13 protein-coding genes are annotated in these 17,240 nt (G+C 68.2%); 6 read left to right on the top strand and 7 right to left on the bottom strand.

Annotation, left to right across the window (positions count from 1 at the left end):
* Positions 1-8 precede the first annotated feature (8 nt).
* Both murA and fabV read left to right on the top strand, forming a co-directional pair.
* Positions 9-1,295 carry a UDP-N-acetylglucosamine 1-carboxyvinyltransferase gene (murA, locus tag ABD116_RS01665; RefSeq protein WP_343963998.1) on the top strand — a complete coding sequence of 429 codons (1,287 nt, stop codon included), beginning with the start codon at positions 9-11 and terminating at the stop codon, positions 1,293-1,295.
* 19 nt (positions 1,296-1,314) lie between these two features.
* Complete coding sequence (gene fabV / locus ABD116_RS01660; RefSeq protein WP_343963996.1) at positions 1,315-2,490, top strand: enoyl-[acyl-carrier-protein] reductase FabV; 1,176 nt, start codon at positions 1,315-1,317, stop codon at positions 2,488-2,490.
* A 58-nt stretch (positions 2,491-2,548) separates the two neighbouring features.
* On the opposite strand, the gene ABD116_RS01655 is transcribed toward fabV, so the two are convergent.
* Positions 2,549-5,050: a DEAD/DEAH box helicase gene (locus tag ABD116_RS01655; RefSeq protein WP_343963994.1), complete on the bottom strand. Its 2,502-nt coding sequence runs from the start codon at positions 5,048-5,050 to the stop codon at positions 2,549-2,551.
* 22 nt (positions 5,051-5,072) lie between these two features.
* Positions 5,073-5,897: an ATP-grasp domain-containing protein gene (locus ABD116_RS01650; protein WP_343963992.1), complete on the bottom strand. Its 825-nt coding sequence runs from the start codon at positions 5,895-5,897 to the stop codon at positions 5,073-5,075.
* A gap of 120 nt (positions 5,898-6,017) precedes the next feature.
* On the opposite strand from ABD116_RS01650, the gene ABD116_RS01645 reads away from it, so the two are divergent.
* Positions 6,018-6,230 carry a hypothetical protein gene (locus tag ABD116_RS01645; RefSeq protein WP_343963990.1) on the top strand — a complete coding sequence of 71 codons (213 nt, stop codon included), beginning with the start codon at positions 6,018-6,020 and terminating at the stop codon, positions 6,228-6,230.
* Here ABD116_RS01645 and ABD116_RS01640 read toward each other — a convergent pair.
* From ABD116_RS01640 to ABD116_RS01625, 4 genes are all read right to left on the bottom strand, one after another.
* Positions 6,215-9,673 (bottom strand): S8 family serine peptidase, encoded by a 3,459-nt coding sequence (locus ABD116_RS01640; protein WP_343963988.1) that lies wholly within the window; start codon positions 9,671-9,673, stop codon positions 6,215-6,217. The genes ABD116_RS01645 and ABD116_RS01640 overlap by 16 nt on opposite strands.
* A gap of 88 nt (positions 9,674-9,761) precedes the next feature.
* Complete coding sequence (locus tag ABD116_RS01635) at positions 9,762-10,898, bottom strand: CU044_5270 family protein (RefSeq protein WP_343963986.1); 1,137 nt, start codon at positions 10,896-10,898, stop codon at positions 9,762-9,764.
* Position 10,899: 1 nt separating this feature from the next.
* Positions 10,900-11,544 (bottom strand): RNA polymerase sigma factor, encoded by a 645-nt coding sequence (locus ABD116_RS01630; RefSeq protein WP_343963984.1) that lies wholly within the window; start codon positions 11,542-11,544, stop codon positions 10,900-10,902.
* A 174-nt stretch (positions 11,545-11,718) separates the two neighbouring features.
* Positions 11,719-12,078 (bottom strand): hypothetical protein, encoded by a 360-nt coding sequence (locus ABD116_RS01625; RefSeq protein WP_343963982.1) that lies wholly within the window; start codon positions 12,076-12,078, stop codon positions 11,719-11,721.
* A gap of 125 nt (positions 12,079-12,203) precedes the next feature.
* Between ABD116_RS01625 and ABD116_RS01620 the strand changes: the two genes are divergently transcribed.
* Together ABD116_RS01620 and ABD116_RS01615 are read left to right on the top strand one after the other, a co-directional pair.
* Positions 12,204-12,512 carry an STAS domain-containing protein gene (locus ABD116_RS01620; protein ID WP_343963980.1) on the top strand — a complete coding sequence of 103 codons (309 nt, stop codon included), beginning with the start codon at positions 12,204-12,206 and terminating at the stop codon, positions 12,510-12,512.
* Positions 12,513-12,716: 204 nt separating this feature from the next.
* Positions 12,717-14,696: a protein meaA gene (locus ABD116_RS01615; protein WP_343963978.1), complete on the top strand. Its 1,980-nt coding sequence runs from the start codon at positions 12,717-12,719 to the stop codon at positions 14,694-14,696.
* Here ABD116_RS01615 and ABD116_RS01610 read toward each other — a convergent pair.
* A complete protein-coding gene (locus ABD116_RS01610; protein ID WP_343963976.1) occupies positions 14,693-15,202 on the bottom strand; it encodes a pyridoxamine 5'-phosphate oxidase family protein in 510 nt (169 codons plus the stop codon). The two genes, ABD116_RS01615 and ABD116_RS01610, sit on opposite strands and share 4 nt — an antisense overlap.
* An 83-nt stretch (positions 15,203-15,285) precedes the next feature.
* On the opposite strand from ABD116_RS01610, the gene ABD116_RS01605 reads away from it, so the two are divergent.
* Positions 15,286-17,211 (top strand): hypothetical protein, encoded by a 1,926-nt coding sequence (locus ABD116_RS01605; protein ID WP_343963974.1) that lies wholly within the window; start codon positions 15,286-15,288, stop codon positions 17,209-17,211.
* The last annotated feature ends 29 nt before the right edge of the window (positions 17,212-17,240 follow it).

Below are 17,240 nucleotides of genomic sequence, written 5' to 3'. Positions count from 1 at the left end.
GTCAGCGGGTGGAACGGTTTCGGATCGCAGGTGAGGCACGGCTCGAGGGCAGCGTCGAGGTGGCGGGCGCGAAGAACAGCGTGCTGAAGCTGATGGCGGCGGCACTGCTGGCAGAGGGTACGACGACGCTGCGGCAGGTGCCCAGCATTCTCGACGTCACCTTCATGGCCCAGTTGCTGGACACCCTCGGCTGCTCGGTGAAGATCGACGCGGACTCGGCCAGCGCGACGATCGCGGTACCGGCCGAGATCGGCTACCAGTGCGACTACGAGCTGGTCCGCAAGCTCCGCGCCTCGATTTCGGTGCTCGGCCCGCTGCTGGGCCGCTGTGGCCGCGCCGAGGTGGCGCTGCCGGGTGGCGACAACATCGGCTCCCGCGGGCTCAACATGCACGTCGCCGGGCTCGAGTCGATGGGCGCGAAAGTCCATATCGAGCACGGTTTCGTGATCGCCGAGGCGCCGCAGGGCCTGCACGGCGCGGAGGTCTGGCTGGACTTCCCGAGCGTCGGCGCGACCGAGACGATCATGATGGCCGCGGTGCTGGCCAAGGGCACCACGGTGATCGAGAACGCGGCCCGCGAGCCCGAGATCCAGGACATCGCCGCGATGCTGGTCGAGATGGGCGCGGTGATCGACGGCGCCGGTACGCCGAGAATCGAGGTCACCGGCGTCGACGGCCTGCTCAAGTCGGTCGATCATGTCACCGTCCCCGACCGGATCGTCTCCGGCAGCTGGGCGTTCGCCGCCGCCATCACCAAGGGTGACGTGACGATCTCGAACGGTCATGCCGAGCACCTCGAGCTCCCACTGGACAAGCTGCACAAGGCCGGCGCCGAGATCACCATCCTGAATCCGGGCTTCCGCGTCGTCATGCACGACCGCCCGAAGCCGGTCGACGTCGTCACGCTGCCCTACCCGGGGTTCGCGACCGATCTGCAGGCGTTCGTGATCGCGATGAACGCGCTCAGTGACGGCGCCGCGATGGTCACCGAGAACCTCTTCGAGGGCCGCTTCACCTTCGCCCAGGAGCTCACCCGGCTCGGCGCCCACATCCAGACCGACGGCCACCACGCCGTCGTCCGGGGTGTCCCGCGGCTGTCCGGCGCCCCGGTCGTCGCCAGCGACATCCGCGCCGGTGCTGCGTTGGTCATCGCCGGCCTCGCGGCCGAGGGCGAGACATTGGTCTCAGCCGCCCACCACGTCCACCGCGGCTACACCGACTTCGCGGGCAACCTGCGCCGCCTCGGCGCCGATGTGACCGTAGAGCCGGACGACGCAGAGCTGTACTGGAACTAGATGCTTTAGGGTCGGTCGCATGACTGAGCGCGTGATCAAGCCCGTCGGCCGTGGTTTCCTCTTCCTCGACTCGCACCCAGCCGGGTGCGAGCAGATCGTCCGGGGGCTGACGGAGCAGGTCGAGGCGCGGACGCCGCAGACGCGTCCGGTCGCGCTCGTGATCGGGTCCAGCTCGGGCTACGGCCTGGCGGCGACGATCGCCGGTCTGGCGCGCTACGGCATCGACGGCATCGGGGTCTCGTTCGAGAAGGCGCCGGCCCGGCGTACGGCGACCGCGGGCTGGTACCGCACCGCTGCGACCGCCGCGTACGCCGAAACCGTCGGCAGCACGTTCCACTTCATCAACGCGGACGCCTTCGCCGACACGACCAAGGCAGACGTGCTCGACCTGCTGCAGGAGAAGTTCGGGGGAGTCGACTACCTGATCTACAGCGTCGCCGCGCCCCGCCGGGTCGACCCGCGCACCGATACGACGTACCAGTCGGCCATCAAGGCGATCGGTCAGGCTGCGGAGACCAAGAGCCTCGCGTACGACGACGGCCAGCCAGTACTCCAGGAGGTCGGCATCGAGGTCGCCACCGACGAGGAGATCGCCGAGACCGTCGCAGTCATGGGCGGAGAGGACTGGAGCCGCTGGGTGGACGCCCTGGAGGAGCGCAAGCTGCTCAAGGACGGGTTCACCACCGTCGCTCTCACCTACATCGGCAGCGAGCTCACTGGCCCGATCTACCGCCAGGGCTCGATCGGCGCCGCCAAGGCCCACCTGGAGGCCACTGCGCGGGACCTGAGCAGCAGGGACGGCGTACATGCCCGTACCTCGGTCAACGGCGCAGCAGTCACCCAGGCGTCGTCCGCGATCCCCGGCATCGGCCTGTACGTGAGCCTGCTCCACAAGGTGCTCGGCGACGGCCTGCAGACGCCCATGCAGCAGTCGATCTCCCTCTGGGATCAGCTGACCGGCGAGAAGCCCCTGGACCTGGATGAGGACGGCCGCATCCGCCTGGACCGCTGGGAACTGACCGACGACGTCCAAGCAGCCGTGCGCACCAAGTGGGACGAGGCAACCCAGGACAACATCGCCGAGGTGGCAGACACAGTCTGGTTCTACGAGGAGGTCCGCCGCCTCTACGGCTTCGACGTCCCCGGCGTGGACTACGAGGCCCCCGCAGAGGTCGACGTCGAATGGCCCACCTGATTCTCTTACGTCCGAAGAAGTGGAGTGGACGTACCTCCAGTTCTTCGGACGTAAGGAATTAGAGGGGCTTGAAGGAGACCATCTCGAGGACCAGGTCGCCTGCCTCGTCGGAGGCGTCGAGGTCGATGGTGGCGGTGATTCGCCAGTCGTGGTTGCCCTCTGGGTCGTCGATGATCTGCTGGACTTCCCAGTAGCCGGGGTGCTCCTCGACGATGAAGAGGGCCGGCCCACGGGCGGCAGGGCCGGTCGGGAGCGAGTCGTGCTCGGCGTAGTACGCAGTACCGGCCTCTGCCCAGCGTCCTGCGTCCCAGCCGGAGTCGTTGTCGAGTTGGCCGAGTTCGGCCCAGCGGTGCATCGCGACGAGCTCCACGCGGCGGAACATGGCGTTGCGGACGAGTACCCGGAAAGCCCTTGTGTTCAAGGTGATTCGGCGCGGGCCTTGGAGGACCGGTACGACGACCTCCTCGGTCGTCGGGTTGGTCAGCTCCTCCCACTCGTCGAGCAGGCTGGAGTCGGTCTGCCGGACGACCTCGCCGAGCCACTCGATCAGGTCGGTCAGGTCCTCGTTCACCTTGTCCGGCGGGACGGTCTGGCGGAGCGCCTTGTACGCGTCGCTGAGGTAGCGCAGGACGATGCCCTCGGAGCGCGCCAGCGCGTAGTACTGGATGTACTCGCCGAACGTCATCGCGCGCTCGAACATGTCCCGCACGACGGACTTCGGCGACAGCCCGGCCTCGGCGATCCACGGATGGGTCTGCCGGTAGATGTCCAAGGTTGCCTCTAGCAACTCTTCGAGCGGCTTCGGCCAGCTGATCTCGTCGAGCAGCTCCATCCGCTCCTCGTACTCGATCCCGTCGGCCTTCATCCCCTGCACGGCCTCGCCCTTGGCGTGGTGCAGCTGGGCCATCAGAATCGCCCGCGGGTCCTCCAGCGTCGCCTCGACCACGGACACGACATCCAAGGCATACAGCGGGTCTTCAGGGTCGAGCAGATCGAGCGCGGCCAGCGCGAAGGTGGACAGCGGCTGGTTCAGCGAGAAGTCCTTCTGCAGGTCGACCGTCAGCCGCAGCGTCCGGCCGTTCTCGTCGGGCTCGTCGAGTCGCTCGACCACGCCCGCGGTGAGCAGCGTGCGGTAGATCTGGATCGCCCGCCGGATCAGCCGCAGCTGCGCCTTGGAGTCCTCGTGGTTGTCCTGCAGCAGGTGCCGCATGCTGGCGAACGCGTCGCCGTCGCGGGCGATCACGTTCAGCAGCATCGCGTGGCTGACCCGCATCCGCGACTGCAGCGGCTCGGGGTCGGCGGCGACCAGCCGGTCGAAGGTGTCCTCGCCCCAGGTGACGAAGCCCTCCGGCGGCTTCTTGCGCTGCACCCGGCGCTGCTTCTTCGGATCGTCGCCGGCCTTCGCCATCAGCCGGACGTTCTCCACCACGTGATCCGGCGCCTGGACGACGACGGTGCCGGAGGTGTCGTACCCGGCGCGGCCCGCGCGACCGGCGATCTGGTGGAACTCACGCGCCTTGAGGATGCGCTGGCGGCGGCCGTCGTACTTGCTCAGCGCGGTCAGCAGGACGGTACGGATCGGGACGTTGATGCCGACGCCGAGGGTGTCGGTGCCGCAGATGACCTTCAGCAACCCCGCCTGCGCGAGCTGCTCGACCAACCGCCGGTACTTCGGCAGCATGCCGGCGTGGTGGACGCCGATGCCGTGCATGATCAGCCGCTGGAGCGTCTTGCCGAAGCCAGGGCTGAACCGGAAGTGCCCGATCAGCTCCTTGATCTTGTCCTTCTCCTCCTTCGTGCAGACGTTGATGCTGGTCAGCGCCTGAGCACGCTCCAGGGCGGAGGCCTGCGTGAAGTGGACGACGTACACGGGGGACTGGTGGGTGACCAGGAGCTCGGCGAGCGTCTCGTGCAGCGGCGAGGTGACGTACTTGTAGACCAGCGGCACGGGTCGCTCGGCCGACGAGACGATCGCGGTCGGCCGGCCGGTCCGCCGGTTGAGGTCGATCTTGAACCGCTCGACATCGCCGAGGGTCGCCGACATCAGGATGAACTGCGCGTCGGGCAGCTCGAGCAGCGGTACCTGCCACGCCCAGCCGCGATCGGGCTCGGAGTAGAAGTGGAACTCGTCCATCACCACCTGACCGACATCGGCGGCCCGGCCCTCGCGCAATGCGACGTTGGCCAGCACCTCGGCGGTACAGCAGATGATCGGCGCGCTCGCGTTGACGGACGCGTCCCCGGTCAGCATCCCGACCTTGTCCGCCCCGAAGACATCACACAACGCAAAGAACTTCTCGGACACCAGCGCCTTGATCGGCGCCGTGTAGAACGTCCGCTTCCCGTTGGCCAGTGCGGCGAAGTGCGACCCGGTCGCCACCAGGCTCTTCCCCGACCCGGTCGGCGTCGACAGGATCACGTTCGACCCCGTCATCACCTCGATCAACGCTTCTTCCTGCGCCGGATACAGCGAAATCCCCTGCTCACCCACCCAGGTGGCAAAGGCGTCGTACAGGGCATCGACTTCGGTGGTTCCCGGCAGCTTCTCGGTGAGCGTCATCCCCACCATTGTCCCGCATGACTCAGAACAGCCCCGCCATCAGGTCCGCGGGGTCCCTGGACGCCGGCCAATCGCTGACCTGGCCGTCCCCGAGCTCGACGATCCGCCACTCGCCGTCGGTACGCCGTACCAGGTCGACCGTCACGAACGGCAGCGCCAGATCGCTGACCAGCGGCTCGACCTCGACCAGATCGAGTCCCTTGGGCAGCTCGTCCGGGGTGTCGGGGTGGGGCGTGACCAGGACGCACCGGCCGCCGACCCACCAGGTCCGTGCCTCGGCGCCGGTGAACTGCTCGAACCGCCGGAGCACCAAGCCGCCGGTGAACGAGTCGCCCCGCAGTTCGAGGAACCGCTCCGCCACCCGGCGGACGGCGTCCCGATCCGCCAGTTCGGGGATGAAGGCGGCCTCGTGCCAGTAGTGCTTCATCGACTTCACATGATCACGCAGTACGGCGGGTCCACGGCCGAGCCGGTCGCAGACGGCGTCGAGGCCGGCGAGATCCGGCCCGTCCGTCCAGGCCGACTCAGGGGTCAGCGGCAGCAAGGCGTCGTACCAGCCGGGCAGTTCGTGGGCGGTCCTGTACTCCTCGCCGGTGGTCCGCAACGTCACCCGGCGGGCATCGAGCGCCTTGGCGAAGCCGTCGTACTCGGCCGCCGTCATCATCCAGCCGCGGTAGACCGCGTCATCGCCCGCCGGCACCCCGGCCACCGCCTCGTCCGGCCGCCCGAGCGCATCGTGATCGATCCGCGCGACGGTGATCCCCGCATCGCGCGCCGCGCCGGCCTCCCTGGCGAAATGCGGATCCACTCGCCGCGGATTCAACGGGTCCCCCGGTACCAGCAGCATGGACTGAATTGTCCCTGGGGTGGTGGGGGATCGCCTGTTGGTTCCGCGTGGCTGGGGGAGGACTTGTGGCTGTAATCGGCCGAAACATGACTGATCGATGGGGCTTGTAGCTTCGCCCGGGTGACAGTTCTGTCGTCCCGGCGCCGGGTCCGGTTGTGGTTCGGTCAGCACCAGATCGGTGAGTACATCGGCGACGCGGCCTACGCCGAGCGCTACGCGGCCGCCATGCGCCGCCGCTTCCCCGGCCTGGAGATCACCAACGAAGCCCTGGCGGCCCGGAGCCCCTCAGCCGCGAGCCGCCAGGTGTCAGGAGTGGGCTACTCGAGTTCGTAGGCCCGCTTGATGGTCTGAACCACTTTGTTGCCTGCGGCATCGATGGCGGTCGCGCGGAGGGTGACGAAGCCGGTGGACGGCTGGGTGAGGGCGGCCTTGAAGGTGTTCGGGCCGGTACGCCGTACTTCCACCTGCTGCCACGAGCCGCCGTCGTCGAAGGACGCCGAGACCTGCAGCGAGACGATCGGCTTGGCAGGTGCCAGAAAGGCCGTCTGGACGGTGACCGGGAACTCGAACCGGCCGCCGGGTGCGCGGTTGCGGTCGTCCAACGCGGGTGTGTAGCGCACGTTGAGGAGGGGGAGGGCGGTGTCTGCTCCGTCGGGAGTCCGCTGGGATTTGAAGGTCCAGTCGGACGAGATCTCCGTCGAGAGCTTGGTCCAGACCTGACCCGGCTTGACCACCTTCACCAGCCGGTACGTCGCAGGGGCGGCCGGCAACGCGAAGGTCTGGATGGCGATCGAGTCCGTCGAGCCGATCTGCCGGCCATTGCGGAAGAGCGTCGTCTGCTCGGACTCGCTGCTGACGTCGCCGAGCCGGTTGGGGACGCCGTCGGAGAAGGTCGGGACGTACACGCTCAGGCTGTCGCCATCGCGGGACACCCACGGCAACTTCGGCCGTCCGGGGTTGCCGATCCGCGGGTCGGGCAGGCTCGGGCCGAACACACCCCGCTGCCAGGCCAGCTTCGCCGTCCGGCCGGCCTTGAGGTTGTAGGCCTCCGACTCGACCACTGAGCGGTACACATAGCCGTTCTCCTCGTCGAAGCTGAACACCTGGTTGCCGAAGCCCCACGCCACCCCCTTCGCCGAGTAGTACTCGTCCCGCCGGAACGGCAGCGTCATGCTGATCGTCGGCGTGAACACGAACAACGGCAGCCGGGTACCGTCCGCGGCCGGCGCCGGATCGGTCGGGTAGCCGTAGTTGTCGGCGTAGAAGCCCGGCTCACCGGCGTACGACGCGTCGACGTGCGCATAGTCGCCCGGCTTGGTGATCACCGACGGGTGGGCCGGGATCCGGCCGGGCCAGACGGCCACGTCGTGGTACAGGTACGGGCTGTTCAGGAAAGAGCCGACGCCCGGGACCGGACCGTCCGGTGCCCCGGCCCACACCACGTGTGAGTAGGCCTTGAAGGTCGACTTGTCGCCGGTCTTGTTCGGTACGACGTACAGCTCGGGAACGATGTTCGGAGTGCCGTCACCGTCGATGCCGACGCCGCCGATGTACTGCCCGACTGGAAGCGTGCGATTGATCCCGATCCCGCCGGTCGCCACGGTCGCGCCGGTGACCGGCGGGCGGTAGCCGACCTTCGCGGCCTTGCTGCCGTCCAGCACGACCGGTCCGGTCTTGCCGATCACCAGGTCGCCCTCGGTGAAGTACGTCAGGTTCTTCCAGCCGGGCGCGTTCTCCCGACGAGTCGCCGTATAGCCGTCGACGACGTAGTGGCCGGTCGGCAGCGAGACGGTTTCACCGGCCGAGACGATGTATCCCTCCTGGCGCTCGACATCGACCAGGTACGTGCCGGCCGAGTGCAGATCGTCGTTGGTCCCCGGCTCACCGGAGAAGTCCGTCATCTCCACCTTGTGCGGATAAGTCGACACCTGCTTGCCGATGCCGACCGTCGTCCGGATCGCCGAACCGTTGCCGCTGGCAACGAGCCAGGCGGCGTACGCGCCCTCGGCCTCGGGGCCATCGGTGCGCCCGGTGACATTGACCTGAGCACTGCCGTTGGCGGGGACGGTGATCGTCGACCGGTCGAGGCGGAACAGCTTGGCGCCATCCAGCCGTAGCGTGAGCTGGATCGGCCGGGAGCTCTTGTTGACGTACGTCACCGGCTTCGTGACCGGTTTGTCGTCGTTGTGCGGGGCGGTCTGCAGGCCGAGGTTGAGGTTGCTCGGCATCGCCAGCACCTCTTGCTTGATCGCCTGCGCGACATCGACCCGGCCGGCGCCCTGGGTGTAGATGCCTTGGCCGTCGAGTCCGACCGACGAGCCCATCAACGCCGACTTCAGCTCCGGGGCTTTCCAGTCCGGGTGCTGCTGGGCGAGGAGGGCGGCGGCTCCGGCGACGTGTGGCGCGGCCATCGAGGTCCCGGACAGTTCGGCGTACGAGTCATTGATCGCAAAGGGCGCCAACGGGGTGTTCGCGGCGCGGGCGGCGACGATCCGGCTGCCGGGCGCGGAGATGTCGGGCTTCACCGACAGGTCGCCGACGCGCGGGCCCTGGCTGGAGAACTCGCTGTGCGTGTCGGACTTGGTGACCGAGGCGACGGCGAGGGCCGCGTCAGCGGCGGCCGGGGTGGACACGGTCTGCGCGGCGCCGAAGTTGCCGGCCGAGACGACGAACAGAGTGCCGGTACTGGCAGTCAGCTCGTTGATGGTCTCGGACAGGATGTCGGTACCGTCGCTCGGCCCGCCGCCGATGCTCATGTTGACGACCTTCGCGCCGGACGTCGCGGCCCACTGCATCCCGGCGATCATCGCGGACGACTCGCAGTTGCGGTCGCCGCAGACCTTGCCGATCATCAGGCCGGCATCGGGGGCAACGCCCTTGTACTTGCCACCCGACGCGGCTCCCGTGCCGGCCACGGTCGAGGCGGTGTGAGTGCCGTGGCCGACCCGGTCTACCACGTCGTTCTCGTCGACGTTGCCGTCCTGGTCGGGGGCGAATCCCTTGGTGGCGATCACCCGGTCCTTGAAGTCGGGGTGCGTCGCGTCGTAGCCGGAGTCGAGTACGGCGACCTTCACGCCCTTGCCGGTGAAGCCTGCCTTCCACGCGGCGGGGGCGCCGATCTGGGGGACGCTGCGGTCGAGGTTCGGGGTGACACCGCCGTCGAGCCAGAGCTTCTTGACGGTGCCGGCCAGGCCGGTCTTGTGCTTGGCCTGGGGGCTGTTGAGCCAGCTGTCCCACAGATCGGTGGCTTGGGAACGCTCTTGGCCGATCGCCACCGCGTCGATGATCGGCAGCTCGCGCTTGACGATTGTGCCCTCGGGGAGGGCGGAGCGGACGGCCCGGGCGGCGCCGTTGGCGGCGTACTGGACGAGCAGGGGGAGGCGAGGCGAGGACTTGTCGTCGAGGCCGAGGGTGGCGAGCAGGCTGACGTCGAACAGGCGCTCGTCGACGACGCCGGCGGAGACGAGCGGGAAGGCGTCCAGCGGGACGACGAGTTCCTTGCCCTTGAAGGAGGACGTGTGGAAGGCCATGCCCTCGCGGCCGGAGCCAGGCTGGACGTTGGCGGCGCGGTAGCCGGTCGCCGTCTTCTGGACGGTGACCTTGTCGCCGGTGACGAGGGTGACGGTGAGCGGGCGGACGGTGCTCGCCAACCCAGCGCCGACTCCGTCGGTACCGGCGCTGGGTTGGATCTGGAGACCGGCGGCAGGAACCGCCAAGGAAGTGGCGAAGACCAGCGACACGACGATCGCGGCAGCCAGCTTTCGAGATCGGGACAAGGGAGTTCACCTCACGGAGAAGGGGCGGTTTCGGGCAGGGCGAAGCACGGCGACGGCCGGGCGGGCCGTCACCGGATCAGAGAGGGTTCTAACGGATGGCGGGGGAGGGCGGGGTGGGTTTTTCGTCGGTCCAGCCGGATTCGAGGACGACGATGGCGCCGCCCTTGAAGCCGTCGTACTCCTGGCTCAGCAACCGGCCCGTGGCCGGATCGACGATGAAGTCGGTCTTGCCGTCCCAGAGTCTGGTCATGCCGTTGGACGGCCGGCCCGGCTTCGTCCAGTCCATGCTGATCTGGGTGCCTGTCCGGCCGATCGGATCCTTGACGTTCTCCTTGATCCGCACGCCCGGCAGCATCGAGAGCACCCGCAGCGCCGCACCGCGCAGCTTCGGCGGCGACGGCATCTCGAACAGCAACCGCCCGGCCGCGTTGAACACCTGGTAGTTGATGTCGTCGGCCGTCATGTCCGGCTCCGGGTTCGCCGCGAGCACCGCGCGCAGCTTCTCCGGGTCGGTCGGCAGCGCCTGGATCTGCTGGGCGCTGACCGGCTTCACCCCGCTGAGGTAGTAGCCGGGCGGCACCTCGTCGAAGGTCATCTTGTTGACCACAGGCTCGGTCGGCGCCATCGTGACCGGGTTCGTCTCGGTCATCGGCCAGACCGTCGGCGACCCCTGGGCGCGCCACTTCGCGGCGTCCGCGCGGGTCGCCGGATGCGCGCCGAGATCGACCCAGCCGAACCAGGACTCGGCGCCCTGTTTCATCGGCATCCAGCTCTCGGTGATGGTCTTCTGCTGGATCTTGTACTTCGGTGAGCCGACCTCGATCGAACCCCGGATCTGCAGGTTGCGGACCCGGAAGAACTTGCCGGAGACCTTCTCGTCGATCTCCTGCTTGATCGCGAGCTGGACCAGCACCTGGCCGGCCGTCATCAGCTTGGGGCTGGTCGGCGTGACCGTGCTCGGCACAGGTCCCGCATCGCCGCTACCGGCGCCCGGCGACAGGATGAGCGGCGTCGCGAGCGCGGCCAGCGCCACGGTGGCGGCCGTCGCGGTCAACGCCATGCCGACCCGGCCGGACTTCGCAGCGTCGTACCAGCGATCCCTCCGACGGGCGGTTTCGGCCTCGCGGATCAGCTCCTGTACCCGCCGACGCGCCTTGTTCGTCGTGTCGGCGGACGGGCCGGGCTGCTCGGGGAAGGCTTTGCGGATCTTGTCGAACTCGTTCATCTCAGGCCTCGTCACGAGTTGCGGTCGGGTCGGTGTGGCCGAGATGTTCGCGGACCACCCGGCGGGCCCGGGACAGGCGGGACGCCACCGTCCCGTTGGCGATGCCGAGGGCGGCGGCGACCTCGTCGTAGGTGAGTTCGCCGAGCGCCACGAGCATGAGTACCTCGCGGTCCTTCGCGGAGACCTTCGCCAGTGCGGCGGCGAGCTGGCGGCTCGCGCTCTGCGCGGTCACCTGGGCGGTGACGCGTTCCTCGTGCCCGCCGGCCGGCGTCGGCAGCGGCAGCTTCGCGGTCGCCCGCCAGGCCCGTACTTCGTCTCGCCGGTGCCGCCGGATCAGGTTGGTGGCGATCCCGTACAGCCAGGCCCGGACGACGCCGTTGCGCCCGTCGAACTTGGCCCGCTGCCGGAACGCGACCAGGAACGTCTCCGCGGCCAGGTCGTCGGCCAGGTCGGTCCCCAGCCGGCGGGCGACGTAGGAGTGCACCTGAGGGAAGTACCGGTCGAAGATCAGCGTGAACCGGTCGGGCTCTCGCGCGGACGCCTCGAGGATGCGGGCGTCCTCGTCGGGGACGAGCGCGGCGACCCGGCTCGGCACCAGCGGCCGGCCGGGCAACGCGAGCGTCGCCAGGGCGAGGTCGGGCGTCATCGAACTCCTCATGCCGTCGGCCGGAGGTTGGCCGGGACCGGTCGGCCCCGGGGCAGCGCTGGTGCTGCCGTCCGGCTCACCCTGTTCTTGTCCGATGTCCCCGACACCCTTCTCGACCCCGCCGACCGTCCGCGTTCATGACGCGCCGGGGGTCGATCCGGATGACAAGGAGAGTCAGAAAGAGTTGAGGAATCCTCGGGCGGCCTGCTCGTCGGCGGGCCAGACGTAGACGCTCCAGCCGTGTTTCCGTACGCCGGACTTGGTGTCGTCCTTGGTCCGCGCCGCGGTCGCCTTGATGCCGAAATCCTTCAGCATCGCGACCTTCACCCTGGCCTCGTTGTACGTCTGCACCGTCTGGACGTCGATCAACAGTCCGAAACTGTCCTTTTCGGCCGGTGAGTAGTCAGTACGGCGCACCAAGGACCCGCCTTTGGCCTTGGAGAACGCCCAGCGGGTGAGCAGCACCATGCCACCCGCGAACGCGATGGCCACCACGGGGAAGAGGAAGTAGTGCTCAGCGAACACGGACACCATTGTCTCGCTAAATGAAAGGTCCCGAACCCTTGGCAACCTTCCGTGTCGCCAGGGAGTCTCTACCAATACAACGCTGCAAGCGCGGCCGATTCTCGGGGGCCGCCGGAAGAGCGGAGGGCACGGACATGCTCGCACCGACCCACGTGATCTACCTGACCGGACTGCTGGACGTCCGCTCGGTGGGCGACGTACGACAGCAACTCAACCACCTGATCGACAACTCCGAAGGCGACGTCGTCGTCGACCTCGAATCCCTCGACGCCCTGGACGCGACCGGCCTGGGCCTGCTGGTGGCTGCCCATCGCCGGACCCAGCTCCTCGGCCGCCAACTGGTCCTGCGCCACCCACTGCCATCGGTGATCCGCATCCTCGCGGCCACCCGGCTGCACCGAATCCTCCACATCGAACGGACCCCGCTCCCGATCTCGGCCTAGCACCGCCCTCTCGCCCCGACCACCAACGGGGCGACTTTGTGCTCGACCTGAGCGTTCGGGGCGCGGCAGGACACTCAGCTGGAGCACAGAGTGGATGGTTTGGGGCGTCTGATGGAGGAGGCCGCAGGGGTGTGACTTAGTCCGCTTATGACACCAGTCACGAGGAGAGGACTCACAAGGGCACATAGTCCTACTCTCGGGTACATGAGCACCGAGAAGGATCGGCCGTGGGTGATGCGGACGTACGCCGGGCACTCGTCGGCGGCGGAGTCGAACGCGCTGTTCCGGCGCAACCTGGCCAAGGGCCAGACCGGGTTGTCGGTCGCCTTCGACCTGCCCACGCAGACCGGGTACGACGCGGATCACCCGCTCGCGAAGGGTGAGGTCGGCAAGGTCGGCGTACCGGTGGCTCATCTGGGCGATGTGCGGCGGCTGTTCGATCAGATTCCGCTGGCGCAGATGAACACGTCGATGACGATCAACGCGACCGCGATGTGGTTGCTCGCGCTCTATCAGGTCGCGGCGCAGGAGCAGGGGGCGTTGCCGGACGAGCTGACCGGGACGACTCAGAACGACATCGTGAAGGAGTACCTGTCTCGCGGGACCTATGCCTTTCCGCCCGAGGCTTCGCTGCGGCTCAGTACCGACCTGATCGCGTACACGGTCTCGAACATGCCCAAGTGGAATCCGATCAACATCTGCAGCTACCACCTGCAGGAGGCCGGCGCGACGCCCGTGCAGGAGTTGGCGTTCGCGTTGTCGACGGCGATCGCGGTACTGGACCGCGTGCGCGACGGCGGTCAGGTACCGGCCGATCGGTTCGGGGATGTCGTCCAGCGGATCTCGTTCTTCGTCAACGCGGGCGTGCGGTTCATCGAGGAGACCTGCAAGATGCGCGCGTTCGTGCGCCTGTGGGACGAGGTCTGCCTCAACCGGTACGGCGTGACGGACGCCAAGGCACGGCGGCTGCGGTACGGCGTACAGGTGAACTCGCTCGGCCTGACCGAGGCCCAGCCCGAGAACAACGTGCAGCGGATCGTGCTCGAGATGCTCGGCGTCACCCTCTCCAAGAACGCGCGGGCCCGCGCCGTCCAGCTGCCCGCGTGGAACGAGGCGCTCGGGCTGCCGCGACCGTGGGATCAGCAGTGGTCGCTCCGGATGCAGCAGGTGCTCGCGTACGAGTCCGATCTGCTCGAGTACGACGACATCTTCGACGGCTCGCACGTGATCGAGGCGAAGGTGGACGAACTGGTCGCCGGCGCGCAGGAGGAGATCGACCGCGTTCAGGCGATGGGCGGTGCCGTCGTCGCGGTCGAGAGCGGGTACCTCAAGCAGGCGCTGGTCGCATCGCACGCCGAGCGCCGGCAGCGGATCGAGTCGGGTGAGCAGATCGTCGTCGGCGTCAACAAGTTCGAGAACACCGACCCGTCACCGCTCACCGCCGATCTCGACACCGCGATCCAGACCGCGGACCCGCAGGCCGAGGCCGCCGCGCTGAAGTCGCTCGAAGAGTGGCGCGCCAACCGCGACGCCAAGGCGGTCGAGGACGCGCTCGCCAGACTGCGCGAGGCCGCCAAGGGCACCGAGAACCTGATGCAAGCCACCCTCAGTTGCGTCCGCGCCGGCGCGACGACGGGGGAGTGGTCAGGAGTACTGCGCGAGATGTTCGGCGAGTACCGCGCCCCGACCGGCGTCTCCGGCTCGGTCGGCGTCTCCGGCGGAGGCGAGGCGATCGCCGCCGTCCGCGCCAAGGTCGCCGCCACCTCGGAGGAACTGGGCGGCCGCCTGCGCTTCCTGGTCGGCAAGCCCGGCCTCGATGGCCACTCGAACGGCGCCGAACAGGTCGCCGTACGGGCTCGTGACGTCGGCTTCGAGGTCATCTACCAGGGCATCCGCCTGACCCCCGAACAGATCGTCGCCGCCGCCGTGGCCGAAGACGTCCACTGCGTAGGCCTCTCGATCCTCTCCGGCTCCCACATGGAACTCGTCCCCCAGGTCGTCGAAGGCCTCCGCGAAGCCGGTCTCGAAGACGTCCCGGTCGTCGTCGGCGGCATCGTCCCCGACGCCGACGCCCGATCCCTCCAATCGGCCGGCGTAGCCGCTGTCTACACCCCGAAGGACTACGACCTGACCGGGATGATGTCCAACGTGGTGGACGTCATCCGAAACGCCAACCACCTCTAGCGCTGCTGCTCGGTCCGGGTGGCCTGCTTGGCGGCGATCAGGTCTTCGACGGCCTTCGGGATGGTGGTTTCGAAGTCGAGCAACTTCGCCCAGGTGAGGGTGACGGTGATGACGATCATTTCGTCGTACAGGGCCTTCACGCCTTCGAGCCAGCCGTTGTACTGGTCCTCGTCGGCCATCACCTTGCGGCCGGCGATCAGGTAGCCCTCGGGGACGCCCTGGACCAGTTCGACCTCGGCGGTGCCGCGGAGCAGCAGGACCTTCGGGGGGAAGGCGCCGGTGTCGATGGTCAGCGCGACCTTCGGGTTCTTGCGCAGTGCGGCGACCTTGGCCGCCTTCGGGACGGTGGCGATCTGGAGCTGGTCGCCCGCCATCCAGAAGCCGATCGGGATCACCCGCGGGTCGCCGTCCAGGCCGTCGTAGGCGAAGCGGGCCGGCTCGGAGCCGTTCAGCAGCGCCTGGGAGTAGGGCTTGGCGAGGATTTCGGCGATCTCGGTCTTGTTCATGATGGGTTCTTCCTCTCGGGTTTCGGCTCTTACACCCAGGGACGAAGCCGCCGCGACGTTCTCTACATCGCTAGGTTGAAGAGATGCGAGAAACTTTTGCCTTCGGCGCGGGGCAGGCGGAGTTGACCGAGGACGGGGCCGTGGCGGCGGTGCTGCACCCGGTCCGGAAGCAGTCGATGCTGCTCGTGGACGGGCCGGTGCACGACCCGGCGCGGTACTGGGGCAAAGGCTTCGTGATCTCCAGCAGCGGCAGCTATCGGTTCGACGCGCCGGACTTCACCCGCTGGCGGCAGACCGGGATCGATCTCCTGTACCGCCTGGGCGACCTCGAATTGCGGGTCGGCCGCCGGTTCGGCGAGCACTGGACCGAGACCTACGAAGTACGGAACATCGCCGACGAGCCCGTCGAGCTCGGGTCGCTGGGGGTCAGTACGCCGTACCGCGACCTCTACAGCTCATCCCGCGAGAGCCTCAACCAAGCAGTCCACGCCCACCTCTGGACGGGCGGCGCCGACTCCTGGGTCTGGGCGCAACCGATGGACGGCAGCGGCCCCGGCCTCGGGCTGCAACTCACCGAAGGCGAGCTCTGGGCGTACTCCGTAGAGTCCCGCGACGCCGACACCGGGAGCAACCTCCGCGGCCACCTCTACCTCCACCCCACCGACCACGCCCGCGCGCCGCACGCGATGGGCGGCCAGCCGCAGCTCGTCCTCCAGCCCGCCGAATCCCACCGCTGGACCTGGCAACTCGCCTGGCACGACACCCTCGAAGCCTTCCACGCCACCCGCACTCCACTGATCGAAGCGACCACCCTCACCGCAGAGGTCGGTGAGACGATCCCCCTCCAGCTCGCCGACCGAGCAAAGGGCCCAACCAGCATCACCTCGGAAACCCCCGGCACGCAGTACGTCGAAGCCACCGACGGCGCAGCCACTTCGCGCATCAACGTCCTCTTCCACGAGCCCCTCCGCACCATCGTCGAGCGCCGGGTCCGCTTCGTCCTCGACCACCAGCGCCCGGTCGAGCTGAGCACCAGCCGCCGCTTCTCCTTCGTCCCCTACGACAACGAGACCGGCCTGCGCATCCTCTCCGGCGCCTGGCGCGACTGGTCCGACGCCCGCGAACGCATCGGCACCGCTTTGTTGCTCCAGGCAACAAGAGACCAGGGCTGGGGTGATCGGGAAGAGCTCGACGAGGCGCTGGCCGGCTACCAGCAGTTCGTCACGGAGTACCTGCTCTCCGAGGACGGCACGGTCGCCGACGACAGCCTCCACGAGGGCCGCGTCCGGCTCTACAACTTCCCCTGGTTCGCCCGCTTCTTCCTCAACCAGGGCGACACCGAGACGGCGATCCGCATCATCGACCGGTACTACGAACTAGGCGGCGCCCACTTCCTCGCCTTCGACCTGGGCCCCCTCCTCCGTGAACTGGCCAAGGTCGCCCCCCGAATGCGCACCCACCTGGCCAACCACGCCCAAGCCTTCCTCGACCACGGCGACGACCTCCCACCGCATGAGGTCAACTACGAACAATCCATGGTCGCCCCACTCCTGGAACTCCTGATAGCCGCCCGCCAAGAGGCCCCCGATTCAATCAACCCCAACGAACTGACCCGCCGCCTGCCATGGCTCACAGCCTTCGCAGCCGACCAGCCCGACGTCCGCCTGCGCCACATCCCCATCCGCCACTGGGACGGCTACTGGTTCGGCCTGCTGCGGATGTGGGGCGACGTCTACCCGCACTACTGGTCGATCCTCAGCGCCGCCGTCTACCTCACCTGGCCACGCGACCTCGTCACCCGAGCCGAAGCCGACCAGCTCGACGAAGCTGGCCGCGCGATCCTCCAGGCCAACCTCGTCAACTTCCACCAGGACGGCTCAGCCACCTGCGCGTTCGTCTATCCCAGCGCCGTCAACAACCGTCCGGCTCACGTAGCCGACCCGTTGGCCAACGATCAGGACTGGGCTCTCGTCTACGCGCTCAGACTGGGCAGCTGCGCCACAAAGTAAGCAGCCTTTGGAAAGATCCTGACTGAAAT

Origin of the sequence: Kribbella koreensis (assembly GCF_039525325.1) — a bacterium.
Taxonomy (GTDB): domain Bacteria; phylum Actinomycetota; class Actinomycetes; order Propionibacteriales; family Kribbellaceae; genus Kribbella; species Kribbella koreensis.
Note: the sequence above shows the minus strand (reverse complement) of the source record. Positions and strands in the feature narration are given on the sequence as shown.